Origin of the sequence: Ornithinimicrobium sp. INDO-MA30-4, assembly GCF_021535045.1 — a bacterium.
Classification (GTDB): domain Bacteria; phylum Actinomycetota; class Actinomycetes; order Actinomycetales; family Dermatophilaceae; genus Ornithinicoccus.
In genome coordinates this window covers 363,007-379,541 of record NZ_CP091056.1, presented here as the reverse complement: position 1 = coordinate 379,541, position 16,535 = coordinate 363,007, and the positions used below count along the sequence as shown (strand labels likewise).

Sequence of the window (16,535 nt, the reverse complement as noted above, 5' to 3'; positions counted from 1 at the left end):
TTGATTGCTGTGCCGAGTCGCTTCTCGGAAACCGCATCGGCTATCCGCTATCGGGCCGAGCTTGGCGCGCGAGCGTTGATCTCGGGTCTCTATGCCGCCGGAGCAGAGCCGTTGCTCGTGCATCCGCACGCACCTGACGCCCAGATTGATGTGGAAGCGGTGGCTGAGCGCCTGAGCTTTGCCGACGGCATTGTCTTGCCCGGTGGTGGCGATCTCTCGCACCGTTGGTCCAGTCAGGAGGCTCACCCCAGCCTGTACGACGTTGACGAGGAGCAGGACGCCTTTGACCTTGCGATCGCCAGCTATGCGCTAGACCAGGGCATCCCCCTGCTGGCTATTTGCCGCGGGCTGCAGGTCGTCACAACCCTGCTCAAGGGTGAGTTGCACCTCGACATGGCCGAAGTGCCAGAGATCGGCAAAGACCACCGACACTTGCGCCACGAGATCAGCCTGTCCCCTGGCTCGCGAATGGCATCAACCTTCGGTGACTCACTGCACATCTCGTGCTACCACCATCAGGCCATCAAGACGCTGGGCGCAGGCATGGTTTGCACCGCCCAGAGTGCCGACAGTGTCGTTGAAGCTGTGGAGATGCCCGAGTCGAAGGGCTGGTTCCTTGGGGTGCAGTGGCACCCAGAGGACACCTGGGACTCTGACCCGCACCAACTGGCAGTGCTCAAAGAACTCGTTGACGCCAGCCGGGGCTAGTCCCGGTCGGCTTCGACTGTCTCGACGATCTGACGCAACCCAGCGGTCATTTCTTCTAAGCGCTCGGGAGAAATCTGCGACACGAGCTGAGCCTCAACTGCGTTGAACTTCTCAAAGATGGTCTGCACCAACTCCGAGCCAGCAGGAGTCAGGCTTAGATTCACCATGCGTTTGTCCTCGGTGCCGCGGGCGCGGTCAAGCCACCCGCGGGTCACCAAGGTGTTGACCACGCCAGTCAAGGTCGCCTTGGAGATGCCAGCCGCTTCAGCCGCGCGGCGAGTCTCTAGGCCGTCCCAAATCCAAACGACCCACAGGACCACCCAGCCAGTCCAGGTGATGTCGTGCTCACGCAGCACGGAGTTAGTGAGCTTGGTTCTGGCTGCATTGGCCGCCCGATAGAGCGTTGAGACCGCTCGCGCCGAAGCGAAGTCGATGGGCAAGTTTCCAACCTTTGCCCTCATGGCTTCTTCCGATTCGGCTAGCGAATGGTCTCCAAGTTTCATGTCCTCAGCCTAACGGGAACTGTTGTCGCAGCGGCTATTCAGCCGTCCAACCGCTCCAGGCTGGTGCCGCCATTCCACTTCACGCCAATCTGCTGGAAATAGCCGCCAATGACCTCTTGGACGGGCAGACTGGTCAGCTCTTCGTTCGGCGAGTCATAGAGGTTCAACTCCGCGTCACCGGTCCAGGCCTGGCCGCCTTCGAACTCGGCAGCCCCAGACGAGATCAACTCCGAGAACGCGTCCCCTGGGCCATCAATGTTGGGGAAGACACGGTGGTGAGCCATCTTGTTTGCGTTGACGAAGCCGTTGGTCGGCGACTCTTCACGCAGCGTCACGACGGCATCAGCCAGACGGCGGTCGCCGGCTGCCAGTGAGGCGCCGAACATGCCGCCGGGTGCGATAGATGGTGATGCCTGCGGGAACGCGTGCGGACGGGTCTGCCACATCGAGCCCAACTTCTTGGGGTAGCCCTGGTGCAGGCCACGACCGATGGCAAAGTCCTTGTCCACCCAAATGAAGACACAGCGGGAGAATGTCTGTCCCTTATAGGAGCAGCGCACGACGACGAACGCTTCCTTGTACTGGCTCTGAACCGGGTCCAGCAGCTCCTTGCGCGAGCTAGAGCACGACTGCCAGTCAGCCCAAATCATTGCTACTGCGCCCGGGTCTTCTTCGGCTAGCGAGAGTGGTGCGGGGAGCAGATCGGCGACCCGAGCCGGGTCCGTGCGGTATTCGACCGTGAGGAGATCTCCGGAGTAGAACCACGGCGGACTGGGGATGATGCCGCCCTTGCCTTGTGCGGTTCGGGGTAGAGAAATCCGCTCATGTCAGCCATCTTGGACCTTTCATCGGGTTCGTTTGGGTCCGTACGATACCTCTAATCCGATGAGAATAAAAGGGGTTGTCTAGGGGCAAATACAGGGATATTGTTCGTACCCAAACGACGCAAGGAGGCGCGCATGGAACATCTGGATCCAGAGGAACTGGCTCGTAAGGCTGAGGAACTTGCTGCACAGGGGATTGACGTAGTCCGCCTGGGCTACTCAGACATCATTGGCACCGACCGGGGCCGCGACCTTCTCGTGTCAGGCTTCGAGCGCACTGCCGGCGGCGGCGTGGCCTTCTGCCGCTCGGTCTACGCCACCACCCCGATGGGTGATGTTGTCCCGATCGAAGGCGGGCTTGAGGCTGGCCTCCCAGACATCATTGCGCGTCCTGTGCTGGAAACGACCCGTGCCCTGCCCTGGGAACCGGGTGTAGCCCACTGCATCGGCGAACTCTTCAACGCCGACGGGTCTCCCTCTGAGGAGAGCCCGCGCAATGTGTTGAAGCGCGTCGCGGCAGCCTTCGCCGAGTTGGACATCACACCGATGATCGGCCCCGAGTTGGAGTTCTACGTCCTGGAAAAGAGCGAAACCTCCGAGAACGGTTGGGCACCGTATGGGCAGGCTCCGGGCAATGTGTATGTCTCCGGACTGCGCGGGGACCCGGACAACTCGCTCTTGGACTCACTGCGCAACTTGGAAAAATACGGCTTGGACGTAGTGGCCGCGAACCACGAGTTCAGCTCTGGTCAGTTCGAGATCAACATGTGGCACTCCGATGCCCTCGACGCGGCCGATCGCAGCCACCGGTTCAAGGCGGCCGTCCAAGAGTTGTCGCGCTATCACGACAAGCTCGCCACCTTTATGGCCAAGCCCTACAACGATGAGGGCGGGTCAGGATTCCACCTGCACTTCTCTGCACTCGACTCAGACGGCACCCCAGTCTTTGATGGCCCCAACTCCAAGGACGGCCTGTCTGACCTCGCACACCACGCGATTGCTGGCATCCTTGCCCACGCACCCGCGCTGGCAGCACTGAGCAACCCCACCATCAACTCCTACAAGCGCTTTGGCCCCGACACCTTGGCACCATGGTTGATCGACTGGGGCTTGGACAACCGCAGCGCCATGGTGCGGATTCCCCCAGAGCGCGGCAAGGCCTCGCGCCTCGAATTGCGTCTCGGCGACGCCAGCGCCAACCCCTACCTGGCCATCGGCGGAATGATGGCCGCCGCATACCTCGGTGTGCGGGACAAGTTGGAGCTCCAAGACCCGCTAGAGGGCTACGGCTATGACGTGTCGAAGGCCGATATGCTCCCGACATCGTTGGGCGAAGCGCTGGACGCTTTGGAGGCTGACGAAGCGATGGTCGACCTGCTCGGCCCCGCTTTCACCAAGACCTTCGTCGCCTATAAGCGAAACGAGATTGAGCGCTTCAATGCCTTCATCACGGACTGGGAGTTCCGTGAATACACGTATCACCTCTGATTCTGGCCCGTTGAGTGAACAGGAGCACCTATGAACCCCAGTGAACCCGTAGCCCTTGAGGACGTTGACCTCACCGACCTCGATGCTTTTCGTGACGGTCAGGCCTGGGCTCAGTTCGACACCTTGCGTCGCGAAGACCCCGTGCACTGGAACGAGGAGGCTGACGACGCAGGATTCTGGGCCGTCACCAAGTACGACGACATCTGGACCGTCGACAAGGACTCGGAAACCTTCACCTCGGAGGAGTTCGTCAACCTCGAGGAAGTCAGCCCGGAGAACCGTGACAAGCGCCGGTCCATGCTGGAAACAGATGGTCCCCGGCACGCGGCACTGAAGCAGTTGCTGGCGCGCGAGTTCAGCCCGCGCAACCTGATGAAGAACTACGAGGGGTTCCTGCGCGAAATCACCCGCAAAACGGTCGATGACGCCCTGCAGCACCCAGAGTTCGACTTCGTGCAGAAGATCAGCGCAGACTTCCCGATCCAGGTCTTGGCCAGACTTCTCGACGTCCCGCTCTCGGACACACCGCAGCTGATCGCCTGGGGCAACGAACTGGTGGCCAACACCGACCCTGACTACACGGCTCACTTGCTCGATGACCCCGAGAGTGAAAAGTACGCCCACCTACCCTTCCGCTCCCCCACGGTGCAGGAGGTCTGGGACTACGGTCGTGCGCTGCGCGACGCTCGAAAGGGTGGCGACGGTAAGGACCTGATCAGCCTGTTGGCCAACAAGGCTCCCTCCGACGGCATCCCGCTGTCCGAAGATGACTTCGACAACTACTTCACACTGCTGGTGATCGCCGGCAACGAGACCACTCGGCATGCCATCAGCTCTTCAATGCTGGGCCTGATGGAGCAGCCAGAGCAGTTGCGCAAGTTGCAGGACAACCCAGAGTTGATCGCTCCGGCCGTCGAAGAGTTGCTGCGCTGGGCCTCCCCGGTGCATCACTTCCGCCGCACGGCAACCAAGGATGTGGTCTTGGGTGGCAAGGAGATCAAGGAGGGCGACAAGGTCGTGATGTGGTTTGGCTCGGGCAACCGCGACGACGATCACTTCGAGAACCCCTACTCGATTGATGTCACCCGCACCAACGTTGACCACCTCACCTTCGGCAAGGGCAGCCCACACCTGTGCATGGGCAACAACCTGGCCCGGATGGAGATCCGGCTGATGTTTGAAGAGTTGCTGCCACGCTTGGAGTCCATCGAGCTCACTGGCGACGTCAAGCGCATCCGCTCCAACTTCGTCAACGGGATCAAGAAGTTCCCAGTGAAGGTCACGACCAAGTAGCGGCCCACCGCAGACAACAAAGGGCGCCGGGTGAAGTGAATTCACCCGGCGCCCTTGCGCTGCCCGCCCTAGGCTCCTTCTTCGGCAGCCAATCGGCGCATAATCCTGCGGACGCTCAACATCGCCGCGTCTGCCTGCACGCGCACCTCACGCTGAGGACCGTCGGCGTCCAGCACATCCTGCATCTCTTCAAGAAGCCCCTTGACCTTGGCGTAGTAGTCGAAGAACAAGGGCTTGAGGACGCCATCAGCAGCGGCGCCGGGGGCAAAGTTGCGACTGACCCGCCAGGCGTGCCAGGTGGAACTGCCATTGATCGGGGTGATGGAGTGGCTAAAGATGAGTTGTAGGTCCTCTTCGCCAGCACGTCGCACAGTCCAGCGGTCAACCCACTGCCCGGGGGCCACAAACTCGCCTTCTTCGCGCTGATCGAAGACCTCGTCCCGGTCAATATCCAAGAGCTCAGCTTGGAATGCCGGCATCGGCTGGCCAGGGAAATCGCGCCAGAACTTCACGCGGGTCTCGCTGACCTCGACCTCAAGGGTGGGCGTGCTGCCGAGCAGAGCCGGCGGACTAATCTCAGGGGCCACCGTGGCGACGTGGGTAATGTCCGAAAAGTTATCCTGCAGCAGGGTTGCCCCAGCCTGCGTGGTCCACTCCTCGCCCAGGGTTGACCAGGCGGCGTCATCAAGCCATGGCGTGGAGGGTTTTGGCCGTAGTCGTGCCACCGCTGGGTCGCCAATCCAGACATAGATCAATCCCCCGCTCTCGTGCACCGGGAAACTCTGGACCTTCGCGTCATAGGGCACCTCAGCCTGGGTGGGAACGGCGATGACAGCCCCGTCCAAGGAATAGGTGAAACCCGAGTAGCCATCGACGATGGTGTCGCCGGTGACGGTTCCCCGGCTGAGCGGGAACGGCAGATTGACGCAACGATCGCGCAGAGCGACCGCGGCGCCAGAGGTCTTGCGGGTGAGGAGAATGGGTTGGTCAATCAAGCGGCGGGCCACGGGCATACGTCCGACGTCCTCGCTGGTGGCCAACGCATACCAAGCATTGCGGGGGAAAGTGCTGCGGGTGCCTTCTCTAGTGCTCATCACAGATCTCCGTCTTGTCCTACAAATCGAGGGTGAGTCGGGCGGAACGGCAGCGAGAGACACAAATCATCATCACTTCGCCGGATTCACGCTCTTCGGGGTCGAGCACTGAGTCGCGGTGATCCAGATCGCCGGAGATGACCTCGGTCTCGCAGGTTCCGCAGATGCCTTCCAGGCAAGAGCCCAAGACACTCACCCCAGCCTCACGAACGACTTCGAAGACGCTTTGGTCGGCTCCCACCTGCAAGGTTTGCCCAGAGCGCTCTAGCACCAACTCAAAGGCAGTGTCGGTGGCGTCAGCATCTTGCTCCTTGGCGGTGAACCGCTCAAGGTGCAGACTGCCGGAGGGCCAGTGCCCGCACTGCTCTTCCAGCGCGTTGAGCATGCCCTCCGGGCCACACCCATAGACCAAGGTATTCGGGCGAGGCTCGCGCAGGATCTCTGGCAGATCTAAGTGGCCAGCCTCGTCCTGAGGAACGACCGTGACTCGGTCGCCGTAAGCGGCCAGTTCATCCAGAAAGGCCATTGAGTCTCGAGAGCGACCCCCGTAGAAGAGTTCCCAATCGCGCCCGGCCTCCTCGGCCTCCGCAATCATCGGCAACATGGGCGTGATGCCAATGCCGCCAGCGATGAACAGGTATTTAGCAGATGCGGCGAAGGAAAAGTGGTTGCGAGGGCCACGCACCGTCAGCGACGCGCCCTCGTGCAGGTTGTCGTGCACGAATTGTGAGCCGCCCCTGCTCTCGGGGCTCAGCAGAATGCCGATGCGATAGGTCTTGGACTCGGTCGCCGATCCGCACAGTGAGTATTGCCGGATGAGACCATCGCCCATCACCAAGTCAATGTGTGCTCCAGGCGTCCATGGCGGCAAGCTTTCGCCGTCCTGTGCTGCCAAGTGCAGTGAGACAACCCCGTCCGCCTCTTTCACGACGTCGACGACGTTGACTTGCACTTCGGCCTCTCGGACCACCGTCTGTGTAGCCATACGTTCCTCCGAATTTTGGTTGTCGTTTGGCTCCAAACGATAATCGTCAGAGCACAGTTCGGCAACCCTCAATCTGGGCAGGCCAACGCTGCCGGGGCTGCACATGATGAAGTAGGGCCATGAGCAACGATCCGAATCTGTGGCTGGAAGACGTGACCGGCGAGCGCGCGATGGAGTGGGTAGCGGCCCGCAGCGCCGAGGCCGAGGCGGACCTTGAGACCGAGCCCAGCTTTGCTGGCATTCACGCAGACGTCTTGGCGGCTTTGCAGGCCGATGACCGACTTGCAGTCGTCGCCCAAGCTGGCGACTTTCTCTATAGCTTCTGGACGGATGCGGAGCACCCGCGGGGATTGTGGCGCCGCACGACCTGGGACTCCTATCGCAGTGATGCCGTCGAGTGGGACATCTTGTTGGATCTGGACGCGCTGGGCGCCGCCGAAGGGGAATCGTGGGTCTGGCATGGAGCGCGATTGCTGCGCCCCGACTATCGCAAGGTCTTGATCACGCTGTCGCCGGGCGGATCGGATGCTGATGTCACGCGTGAGTTTGATCTGGAGACCCGTGAGTTTGCCGCCGATGGTTTCGTCCGGCCCGAGTCCAAGGGCGGGATCACCTGGCTCGATGCCGACACCACCCTGGTCTTCACCGATGGCGGAGCAGGCGGTATGACGACGTCTGGCTATCCACGGACCGTGCGGGAGTGGAAGCGCGGCACCGATCTCAGCGCGGCACCGATCGTCTTTGAGGGCGAGACGGAGGACCTCTTGGTTCAGGCCAGCCACGACCTCACGCCCGGATTTGAGCGGACTACTTTTTGGCGAGCCAAAGACTTCTACACCCACCAGCAATATGTGCTTATTGAGGGTGAGCAACGGCTGATCGATATCCCCGATTCGGCTGAGTCATCGTTGCACCGCGAATGGCTCACGATCTTGCTGCGTCACGACTGGGAAATCGGCGACGCGACCACCCCAGTGGGTCCGTGCTGGTCATCGACTTCGATCAGTTCATGGCTGGTAGCCGCGACTTCCGGGCGGTTTTTGTCCCGGATGCGCACTCCAGTTTGGATGGCTGGGCGTGGACGAAGAACTACCTCGTCTTAACTGTCCTGCACGATGTGCGCCATCAGGTCCGCACGATCAATCCCTCGACTGGCGTGTGGGAGGCCCAGGACCTTGAGCTCAGTGTCGAGGATCTCGCCACCGTCACGCTCGGCCCGGTGGACTCTCGGGAAAGCGATGTCGTCTGGGTCTACGCGACCTCTTTCATCACGCCCCTGACGGTTGGCTTGTTGGATCTCGCTGACCCCCGGGCAACCACCGAGATGTTGAAGCAAGGACCCTCGCGGTTCGACTCCACTGGGTTGGCAGTCACCCAACACTGGGCCACTTCAGCGGATGGCACCCGTATCCCCTATTTCCAAATCGGCTCCGCAGACCTGGACCTCGATGGGTCGAACCCCACGGTGATGCACGGGTATGGCGGATTCGAGATCCCCTTGACGCCGGCCTACGACGCCATCACCGGCCTGGCTTGGCTATCGCGCGGCGGTGTTTATGTCGTGGCCAATATTCGCGGTGGTGGCGAGTTTGGACCTGCCTGGCACCAGTCGGCGTTGCGCGAAAAGCGGGTCCGAGCCTACGACGATTTTGCTGCGGTGGCGCGCGACCTGGTCAGTCGCGGGTGACCTCAGTCGAGCATTTGGGCTGCGTTGGGCGATCCAATGGCGGCCTGCTGGTCGGCAACATGCTCACCGGCTACCCAGACGACTTCGGCGCCATCGTCTGTCAGGTGCCCTGCTCGATATGCAGCGCTACACCAAGCTATTGGCCGGAGCGTCGTGGGTGGCTGAATACGGCGACCCGGATGTCGCTGAGGACTGGGAGTTCTTGGAGGGGTATAGCGCCTATCACCGCTTTAATCCCAAGGACAACACGCCCCGACCTATCTTGCGACGTCCACCAAGGACGACCGGGTGCATCCGGGGCACGCGCGCAAGATGGCCGAGTTGCTGCGAACTGCTGGCAAGGAAGTCACCTACTGGGAGCAGACCGAAGGCGGACACGGGGGCGCCTCGACTGCTGAGCAAACGGCGCAGTGGCATACCCTGCCGTGGGCCTTCTTGCACCGCCACCTCGGCAGTAACGACTAGAGCAGAATGGTGGCAAACGTCCCGGTCTGCTGAAAACCGACGCGGCGGTACGTCGCGATCGCCGCCGAGTTGTAGTCGTTGACATAGAGGGTCACGGTCGGGGCCACGTGCGCTTGGGCATAGCGCACGACGGCGGCCATCGCGGCTGGAGCCAAGCCCTGCCCGCGTAGGTGAGGTGCCAGCCATACCCCCTGGTTGGGCGACCCCGAGCGCGACCGAGCCTAGGTCTGCCTTGAAGACGACCTTGCCGTGTTCGGTGCGGATCAACGTGTGCCCGCGGGTGATCAAACTGGCCACGCCACGGCGGTAGGTCTGATCAGAGCCGCGGTAGGGCGGGTAGCCAATCTCTTCGGTAAACATGGCGGCTGCTGCTGGAACAACGGCATCGAGATCTGTCAGGGTTGCGGGCCGCACCTGCTCATCGGTCGGCGCAGTCGAGGGCAACTCCCCCGAACCGATCGTCATTACCGGTTGAGCGCGTCGGTATTCACGCCTCGGCTCCCACGCCGGGCAAGCCGGGACCACAGTTCTTTCACTTGTTCCGCGGGCCCAAAAACGGAGGATGCTGTGCGGCGGCGTTTCATCACCTTGGCTGAGAAGGCGGCGATGGCAGCAGAGTCTGCGCTCGCGGGAACGATGTTGGCCGAGGCCCAGCAAATCGACTCGTGCCCGCCGTGGTCATAGCCGTAGGCCACAGGTCGGGCGCCTGAGAGACCAGACTCCAAAATGCGGGCCGCCACAAAGACATTGCTAATGGGGTCCTGGGCACAGACTTCGAGCGCCCAAGCCCGGTCAGAGGCCTCAAGGGGCGCACCGAGCCCAAGGTTCGCCACATACCGTTCAGCCTCCCTCATGGAATCACGCATGTCGACTCTAGGGGTGGCGTAACCTACTTCACATGCGAGACTCTGGGGTGTCCCAAAGTCATCACCTCCATTCCACCAACGGAAGGCAGCAATGAAAGCCCAAGCGCTGACAGCCAAGTCCCGTCAAGAAGCCTTAGATGCCCTTTCAGCCAGCGCTGAAGGTGGGCCAGTCATCGACGTTTTGGTGATCGGCGGTGGCGTCACCGGCGCCGGAACCGCACTCGACTCGGCAACGCGTGGCCTGAACACGGTCGTTGTTGACGCTCAAGACTGGGCCTCAGGCACTTCGCGGTGGTCCACCAAACTTGTTCACGGTGGCCTGCGCTACTTGCAGATGCTCGACTTCAAATTAGTCCACGAGGCATTGACCGAGCGCGGCCTCCTCCTCACCCGCATCGCACCTCACCTGGTGAAGCCGATGCCATTCCTGATTCCGCTCGAGCACCGCATCTGGCAGCGTGCCTATTACGGCGCCGGCGTGACCCTGTATGACGCGCTCGCCAACCTGATGCCGGGACGCCGGGCTCTGCCGATCCACCAGCACCGCAGCCGCAAGGGCTTGGCGAAGAAGTTCCCCGACCTCAAGCACGACCAGGCGATCGGCGCCGTCGAGTACTACGACGCCACCGTGGATGACGCCCGCCTGGTCGCCACGATTGTGCGCACTGCCGTGTCCTATGGCGCCAAGGCTGCCACCCGCACCCAGGTCGTCGAGATCCTCAAGGATGCTGCTGGCCGAGTCAGTGGCGCTGTCCTGCAGGACCTGGAGACCGGCAACAAGATCACCGCCAAGGTCAACCACGTCATCAACTGCACGGGTGTGTGGACCGACGATGTGGGCACGCTTGCCAAGACTGACGGCGGCTTGAACGTGCTGGCTTCAAGGGCATTCACATTGTCGTGCCCCGTGAGCGTTTGAAGGGCACCTCGGGCGTCCTGATCCAGACGGAGAAGTCAGTTCTCTTCTTCGTGCCGTGGTCGCGTTATTGGCTGATCGGCACCACGGACACCGCGTGGGAGTTGGACCGCCAGAACCCAGTCGCCACCGCGTCTGACATCGAGTACGTGCTGGAGCACGCCAACGAGGTCCTCAACACTGAGCTGACTCGCGATGACGTCATCGGTTGGTATGCGGGCTTGCGTCCGCTGCTGCAGCCAGGCACCAAGGAAGGCACCAACTCGGCCAAGGTCAGCCGTGAGCACACCGTCGCCAGCCCGATCCCGGGCTTGACGGTGATCGGCGGCGGCAAGTTGACGACATACCGGATTATGGCCAAGGACGCAGTTGACTTTGCCTTGGGCAACCGCGCCAAGGAACTGCCCAGCATCACCGACGAGATCCCGCTGTTGGGGGCCGTTGGCGAGGCTGCAATCCGCCGCCAGATGAAGGTCATCCAGAAGCAGCACGGCTGGAGTGACCAGATGGTCGACCACCTGCTGCACCGCTACGGCTCACTCATGCAGGAGTTGCTGGAGTCGATCGAAGAAGACGCATCACTGGCCAAGCCACTGGAGCACGCCACCGCTTACCTGCGCGCTGAGATTGCCTATGCCTGCACCCACGAGGGTGTTGTGCACCTGGAAGACCTCATGTGCCGTCGCACTCGGCTGGTCTATGAGGTCCTGCACCAAGGCCAGGAGGCAGTCCCGGAGATCGCCGACATTGCCGCCGACAAGCTGGGCTGGAGCGAGGAAAGAAGCAGGCTGAAGTCGATGCCTACATCTCCCGCGCTCAGGCCGAAGAAGCCGCAACTCACGCGGACAGCGACAAGGCCGCTGCCATCCTGCGCAGCCAAGCCGAATCTGTAGCACCTCTACAGCCCCTGGGCTAGGAGTCATCGGGGCGGCCTGGCTGATCAGGCCGCCTTGGCAAGACCCGCGGGAATCCCCGTTCCTGCGGCCAACTCGAAATAGATCGGAGCAGTAATGGGAGACATATTCCTCTCAGAGGTGATGGGAACGGGACTGCTGGTCCTGCTTGGTTGTGGTGTGGTGGCAAACGTGCTGCTCCCCAAGTCGAAGGGTTTTGACGGCGGCTGGCTGCTCATCAACTTCGGTTGGGGTTTGGCTGTCTTTTCGGGTGTGTGGGTTTCATTTGCTTCGGTGCCCACCTGAACCCGGCCGTCACCGTTGGCATTGTCAGCAGTGGCGCTGAAGAACTCGCTCCCGGCGTTGCTGTCTCGTTCGTCAACGTGTTGATCTACTTTGCAGCGCAGATGGTGGGTGCCTTCATTGGTGCCGTCCTGTGTTGGGCCGCCTACAAGGATCACTTCAACGAGGAAGCAGACCCCGCAGCCAAGTTGGGAATCTTCTCCACTGGCCCAGAGATCCGCAACTACACCAGCAACATGATCACCGAGATCATCGGCACCTTCGTGCTGGTTTTTGTCATCTTGAGCTTCGCCAACACGCCTTCAGGTCTTGGCCCGCTAGCGGTCGCGTTCTTAGTTGTTGGTATCGGTGCGAGCCTCGGTGGCCCCACCGGCTATGCCATTAACCCGGCACGTGACCTTGGCCCCCGTCTGGCACACGCCGTGCTGCCGATCAAGGGCAAGGGCGGCAATGACTGGGCCTACTCCTGGGTTCCCGTTGCTGGCCCCCTGGTCGGTGGCGTATTGGCCGGTCTGGCCGCCGCAGCCGCATTCTGAGCAACAACGAATCGCCTGACACGTTCACAATCCTGCAACACTCACACAACGATGTGGAGAACAACGCATGACTGATTACGTCATTTCGATCGACCAGGGCACCACGAGCAGCCGCGCCATCGTGTTCACGCACGAGGGCACGATTCACTCGTCGGGCCAACTCGAGCACGAGCAGATTTTCCCCAAGGCTGGCTGGGTTGAGCATGACCCGGCAGAGATCTGGAGCAACGTCCGTGAGGTCGTTGGCCAGGCACTGACTCGTGGAAACTTGACCTACGACAACATCGTGGCTGTTGGTATCACCAACCAGCGCGAGACCGCTGTCGTCTGGGACAAGAACACAGGCGAGGCTGTCTACAACGCCATCGTTTGGCAGGACACCCGCACGGACAAGATCGCTGCCGAGCTTGGTGGCGACGAGGGTCCAGAAAAGTACAAGGCCAAGGTTGGTTTGCCGCTGGCGACCTACTTCGCTGGCCCGAAGGTCAAGTGGATCTTGGACAACGTCGAGGGTGCCCGCGAAAAGGCGGAAGCCGGCGACTTGCTCTTTGGCACCACCGACTCCTGGGTTGTCTGGAACATGACTGGTGGCCCGGATGGTGGTGTGCACATCACCGACGTCACCAACGCCTCGCGCACCATGCTCATGGACCTCAAGACGCTGAGCTGGGACGAGGGCATCGCGGCCGACATGGGCATCCCCATGTCCATGCTTCCCGAGATCAAGTCCTCCTCTGAGGTTTACGGCCACGGCCGTAAGGGCGGTTTGGTTCCCGGCGTGCCGATCTCTGGCATCTTGGGCGACCAGCAGGCCGCAACCTTCGGACAGGCTTGCTTCGAAAAGGGCATGTCCAAGAACACCTACGGCACGGGTAACTTCATGTTGCTCAACACCGGCACCGAGATCGTCCCCAGCGAAAACGGCCTGCTGACCACGGTCTGCTACAAGATCGGTGATCAGGATGCTGTTTACGCACTGGAAGGTTCCATTGCAGTCAGTGGCTCTCTGGTGCAGTGGCTGCGTGACAACATCGGCATCATCTCCGATGCTCCAGAGATTGAGACGTTGGCCAAGAAGGTCGACGACAATGGTGGTTGCTACGTGGTTCCCGCGTTCTCGGGTCTCTTCGCTCCGTACTGGAAGGACGATGCTCGCGGTGCGATCGTCGGCCTGACCCGTTACGTGAACAAGAACCACATTGCACGCGCTGCGTTGAGTCAACCGCGTTCCAGACCCGTGAGGTTCTGGACGCGATGAACGCCGACTCTGGTGTTGACCTGGCTGAGCTTCGTGTTGACGGCGGAATGGTCGCCAACGAGACGCTGATGCAGTTCCAGGCCGACATTCTTGGTGTGGACGTTGTTCGTCCCGAGGTCGCTGAGACGACCGCTCTCGGCGCCGCGTACGCAGCCGGTATCGCTGTGGGCTTCTGGGATGGCGAGCAGGATGTCATCGACAACTGGAAGGAAGGCAAGCGCTGGAGTCCTCAGATGAAGGACAACGAGCAGGCTCGCCTTTACCGCAACTGGAAGAAGGCTGTTACGCGCACCTTCGACTGGGTCGACGAGGACACCGAGGCAGAAGAGGCTTCGGCTTCCGAAGCTGCTGAGTGACTCGCTTCTGACTAGCAGAAGCGCCTCACAGGAGGCATAGAGATGGGCCCAAACTGGTGAACAGTTCGGGCCCATCTTTCATGCACAGTGCTTTGATGCACAGTGCTTTGATGCACCGTATGTCGGCGCTCCCCCACGATGAAGACGCTAGACCACGGGCTCCTCGGGGTCGACCACCAGCAAGTGAGGTCGCTGTGGGTCGCTCAGATCAACCACCCACCGAGCCTGCTGCGCCGGGGACTGCTCAACGTAGAACTCCCACGCTTTGCTAGCGACGCTGGTGGCATCGCCTCCGCCGGCAGGGTGCACGAGCAACGACGCGTCCCACAGCGACGTCAACTCTGGTCGATGCAAGAACGGCCCGCTGACAATCAAGATGGAGGTGTCGCTCGGCTCAATGAGTTGCGGCTCTTCATCAGGGTTGCGTGGGTCAAGGACCACTTCTCGCCCCTGCTGAAAGGGCGTCAACAAGTCATTGTGCAACCGAGCGTGGTCGTAGTGCTCGCGGTAATAGTCCGCACCTGTTGCGGGCCCCTGTGCCTCGCTACCCGGCGCAGTGAAACTCTCCGTCGAAACCCCAACGAGGTCCCGGTCAGTGACGGCCGGGGCAAAGCAAGCAACTCTGCAACCAACTGCTGCTGATGGCGCGAGCCGTCACCGTCAAGGGCGACGACGGCTCGCTCAGTCGGCTTGGTGCCGACGATCAAAGCCAACAGATCGACAAGGACCAGTTGGCGGACAGGCAGGAAACCTGAAGGAGGCAACGGTGGACTAGCCAACCGTCACTGAGGGTGCAGCGCCTTCACCGTCGACCGGTTCGCCCATTTCTTCGGCAATGCGCATTGCCTCTTCGATGAGCGTCTCGACGATCTGGCTCTCGGGCACAGTCTTGATGACCTCACCCTTGACGAAGATCTGGCCCTTGCCATTGCCCGAAGCAACGCCAAGGTCAGCCTCACGGGCCTCGCCGGGGCCGTTGACTACGCAGCCCATCACGGCGACGCGAAGTGGGACCTCGAGGCCCTCAAGGCCAGCCGTTACCTCTTCTGCCAACGTGTAGACATCGACCTGGGCTCGGCCGCAGGAGGGGCAAGACACGATTTCCAGTTTGCGAGGCTTGAGGTTCAGGCTCTGCAAAATCTGGTTGCCGACCTTGACCTCTTCGACCGGTGGAGCCGAAAGCGACACTCGAATGGTGTCGCCGATGCCGCGGGACAGCAGCGCACCGAAGGCAACCGATGACTTGATCGTGCCCTGGAAGGCGGGGCCCGCCTCGGTGACACCGAGGTGGAGGGGCCAGTCGCCGCGAGCAGCCAACATTTCATAGGCCTGGACCATCACGACGGGATCGTTGTGCTTGACCGAGATCTTGAAGTCGTGGAAGCCGTGCTCTTCAAACAACGAGGCTTCCCAGACGGCCGATTCGACCAGAGCCTCCGGGGTCGCCTTGCCGTACTTAGCCATGATGCGCTTGTCGAGCGAGCCAGCGTTGACGCCGATGCGGATCGAGACACCCGCATCTCCAGCAGCCTTGGCAATCTCCTTGACCTGGTCGTCAAACTTGCGGATGTTGCCTGGGTTCACCCGGACGGCCGCGCAGCCAGCGTCGATCGCGGCGAAGACATACTTCGGCTGGAAGTGGATGTCAGCAATCACCGGGATCTGTGATTTGGCGGCGATCGCCTTAAGCGCTTCGGCATCATCAGATGTCGGGCAGGCGACTCGGACGATGTCACAACCGGTCGCGGTTAGCTCAGCGATCTGTTGCAGCGTGCCGTTGATGTCAGTCGTCTGGGTGGTGGTCATGGATTGCACCGACACGGGTGCGTCGCCACCGACCTCAACCTTGCCGACCTTGATCTTGCGCGACTTGCGACGCGGCGTGACCACGGGAGGCGGTGCGGACGGCATACCAAGGGAAATAGGGGTTCCAGCAGTCATAGTTTCAGCATCTCTCAGCCTATGAGTCGAATCGGGTTAACAAGGTCTGCATAGACCAACAACAGAGTCATCGCGATCAGTCCAATCGCGACGGTATAGGCCACTGGCAACGCCTTGGCGATGTCCACGGGGCCTGGATCGGGGCGACCCAGAACTTTTGCGTATGTCTTTTTGACGCCCTCCCACAGGGCGCCGGCAATATGCCCACCATCAAGTGGCAGCAACGGGATCATGTTGAAGACGAAGAGGGCGATATTCAGCGAGGCGAGCAGCGAGAGCAGCAGCACCATCCGCGCCGTCATGCCATCAGCAAGCAAGCCAAGGTCGCCCGAGGTCACTTCGCCCGCGACTCGGCCAACGCCCACCACGGACATTGGGCCTTCCGTGTCTCGCTCGCCATCGCCAAAGGCTGCGTCATA

Annotated in this window: 16 protein-coding genes and 4 pseudogenes; 11 read left to right on the top strand and 9 right to left on the bottom strand. The window is 61.5% G+C overall.

The window, feature by feature from the left end; all coding sequences use genetic code 11:
* Positions 1 to 9 precede the first annotated feature (9 nt).
* On the top strand, positions 10 to 708 hold the full coding sequence (locus L0A91_RS02190) for a gamma-glutamyl-gamma-aminobutyrate hydrolase family protein (protein ID WP_235246498.1): 699 nt from the start codon (positions 10 to 12) through the stop codon (positions 706 to 708).
* On the opposite strand, the gene L0A91_RS02185 is transcribed toward L0A91_RS02190, so the two are convergent.
* Together L0A91_RS02185 and L0A91_RS02180 are read right to left on the bottom strand one after the other, a co-directional pair.
* Complete coding sequence (locus tag L0A91_RS02185; protein WP_235245636.1) at positions 705 to 1,211, bottom strand: MarR family winged helix-turn-helix transcriptional regulator; 507 nt, start codon at positions 1,209 to 1,211, stop codon at positions 705 to 707. The genes L0A91_RS02190 and L0A91_RS02185 overlap by 4 nt on opposite strands.
* A gap of 38 nt (positions 1,212 to 1,249) precedes the next feature.
* Positions 1,250 to 1,990: an acetoacetate decarboxylase family protein gene (locus L0A91_RS02180; RefSeq protein WP_235246497.1), complete on the bottom strand. Its 741-nt coding sequence runs from the start codon at positions 1,988 to 1,990 to the stop codon at positions 1,250 to 1,252.
* A gap of 180 nt (positions 1,991 to 2,170) precedes the next feature.
* On the opposite strand from L0A91_RS02180, the gene L0A91_RS02175 reads away from it, so the two are divergent.
* Both L0A91_RS02175 and L0A91_RS02170 read left to right on the top strand, forming a co-directional pair.
* Positions 2,171 to 3,523, top strand: a complete 1,353-nt coding sequence (locus tag L0A91_RS02175; protein WP_235245629.1) for a glutamine synthetase family protein — start codon at positions 2,171 to 2,173, stop codon at positions 3,521 to 3,523.
* A gap of 30 nt (positions 3,524 to 3,553) precedes the next feature.
* On the top strand, positions 3,554 to 4,816 hold the full coding sequence (locus tag L0A91_RS02170) for a cytochrome P450 (protein ID WP_235245627.1): 1,263 nt from the start codon (positions 3,554 to 3,556) through the stop codon (positions 4,814 to 4,816).
* Between the two features lie 68 nt (positions 4,817 to 4,884).
* On the opposite strand, the gene L0A91_RS02165 is transcribed toward L0A91_RS02170, so the two are convergent.
* Positions 4,885 to 5,910 carry an aromatic ring-hydroxylating dioxygenase subunit alpha gene (locus tag L0A91_RS02165; protein WP_235245625.1) on the bottom strand — a complete coding sequence of 342 codons (1,026 nt, stop codon included), beginning with the start codon at positions 5,908 to 5,910 and terminating at the stop codon, positions 4,885 to 4,887.
* 19 nt (positions 5,911 to 5,929) lie between these two features.
* Positions 5,930 to 6,895, bottom strand: coding sequence for a PDR/VanB family oxidoreductase (locus tag L0A91_RS02160; RefSeq protein ID WP_235245624.1), 966 nt, complete (start codon positions 6,893 to 6,895; stop codon positions 5,930 to 5,932).
* A 119-nt stretch (positions 6,896 to 7,014) separates the two neighbouring features.
* On the opposite strand from L0A91_RS02160, the gene L0A91_RS02155 reads away from it, so the two are divergent.
* The 4 genes and pseudogenes from L0A91_RS02155 to L0A91_RS02145 all read left to right on the top strand — a co-directional run bounded on the left by L0A91_RS02155 (position 7,015) and on the right by L0A91_RS02145 (position 9,047).
* Positions 7,015 to 7,998, top strand: coding sequence for a hypothetical protein (locus L0A91_RS02155; protein ID WP_235245622.1), 984 nt, complete (start codon positions 7,015 to 7,017; stop codon positions 7,996 to 7,998).
* Positions 7,905 to 8,582, top strand: a complete 678-nt coding sequence (locus tag L0A91_RS17140; RefSeq protein ID WP_397333769.1) for a prolyl oligopeptidase family serine peptidase — start codon at positions 7,905 to 7,907, stop codon at positions 8,580 to 8,582. The genes L0A91_RS02155 and L0A91_RS17140 overlap by 94 nt, the downstream gene beginning before the upstream one ends.
* Positions 8,579 to 8,653 (top strand): annotated as a pseudogene (locus L0A91_RS17135) (hypothetical protein); the annotation flags it as partial. The gene L0A91_RS17140 and the pseudogene L0A91_RS17135, both read left to right, overlap by 4 nt.
* A 217-nt stretch (positions 8,654 to 8,870) precedes the next feature.
* On the top strand, positions 8,871 to 9,047 hold the full coding sequence (locus L0A91_RS02145) for a hypothetical protein (RefSeq protein WP_235245620.1): 177 nt from the start codon (positions 8,871 to 8,873) through the stop codon (positions 9,045 to 9,047).
* Here the strand turns inward: L0A91_RS02145 and L0A91_RS02140 are convergent.
* Both L0A91_RS02140 and L0A91_RS02135 read right to left on the bottom strand, forming a co-directional pair.
* The gene (locus L0A91_RS02140) at positions 9,044 to 9,202 is read right to left on the bottom strand and encodes a hypothetical protein (protein WP_311197952.1); all 159 of its coding nucleotides are present in this window, start codon (positions 9,200 to 9,202) and stop codon (positions 9,044 to 9,046) included. The genes L0A91_RS02145 and L0A91_RS02140 overlap by 4 nt on opposite strands.
* Positions 9,203 to 9,511: 309 nt before the next feature.
* Positions 9,512 to 9,901 (bottom strand): DUF4081 domain-containing protein, encoded by a 390-nt coding sequence (locus L0A91_RS02135; protein ID WP_235245612.1) that lies wholly within the window; start codon positions 9,899 to 9,901, stop codon positions 9,512 to 9,514.
* 103 nt (positions 9,902 to 10,004) lie between these two features.
* Between L0A91_RS02135 and L0A91_RS17130 the strand changes: the two are divergent.
* The 4 genes and pseudogenes from L0A91_RS17130 (at position 10,005) to glpK (ending at position 14,175) form a co-directional block, all read left to right on the top strand.
* A pseudogene (locus tag L0A91_RS17130) lies at positions 10,005 to 11,745 on the top strand (glycerol-3-phosphate dehydrogenase/oxidase).
* A gap of 94 nt (positions 11,746 to 11,839) precedes the next feature.
* Positions 11,840 to 12,049, top strand: a pseudogene (locus tag L0A91_RS19440) (aquaporin); the annotation flags it as partial.
* A complete protein-coding gene (locus L0A91_RS02120; RefSeq protein WP_397333838.1) occupies positions 12,025 to 12,561 on the top strand; it encodes an MIP/aquaporin family protein in 537 nt (178 codons plus the stop codon). The pseudogene L0A91_RS19440 and the gene L0A91_RS02120, both read left to right, overlap by 25 nt.
* A 67-nt stretch (positions 12,562 to 12,628) precedes the next feature.
* A pseudogene (gene glpK / locus L0A91_RS02115) lies at positions 12,629 to 14,175 on the top strand (glycerol kinase GlpK).
* 147 nt (positions 14,176 to 14,322) lie between these two features.
* On the opposite strand, the gene L0A91_RS02110 reads toward glpK, so the two are convergent.
* The 3 genes from L0A91_RS02110 to L0A91_RS18095 form a co-directional block, all read right to left on the bottom strand.
* Positions 14,323 to 14,646 carry a hypothetical protein gene (locus tag L0A91_RS02110; protein ID WP_235245610.1) on the bottom strand — a complete coding sequence of 108 codons (324 nt, stop codon included), beginning with the start codon at positions 14,644 to 14,646 and terminating at the stop codon, positions 14,323 to 14,325.
* A 300-nt stretch (positions 14,647 to 14,946) separates the two neighbouring features.
* The gene (gene ispG / locus L0A91_RS02105; RefSeq protein ID WP_235245609.1) at positions 14,947 to 16,116 is read right to left on the bottom strand and encodes a flavodoxin-dependent (E)-4-hydroxy-3-methylbut-2-enyl-diphosphate synthase; all 1,170 of its coding nucleotides are present in this window, start codon (positions 16,114 to 16,116) and stop codon (positions 14,947 to 14,949) included.
* A 14-nt stretch (positions 16,117 to 16,130) separates the two neighbouring features.
* Positions 16,131 to 16,490, bottom strand: a complete 360-nt coding sequence (locus L0A91_RS18095) for a site-2 protease family protein (protein ID WP_311197951.1) — start codon at positions 16,488 to 16,490, stop codon at positions 16,131 to 16,133.
* Positions 16,491 to 16,535 lie beyond the last annotated feature (45 nt).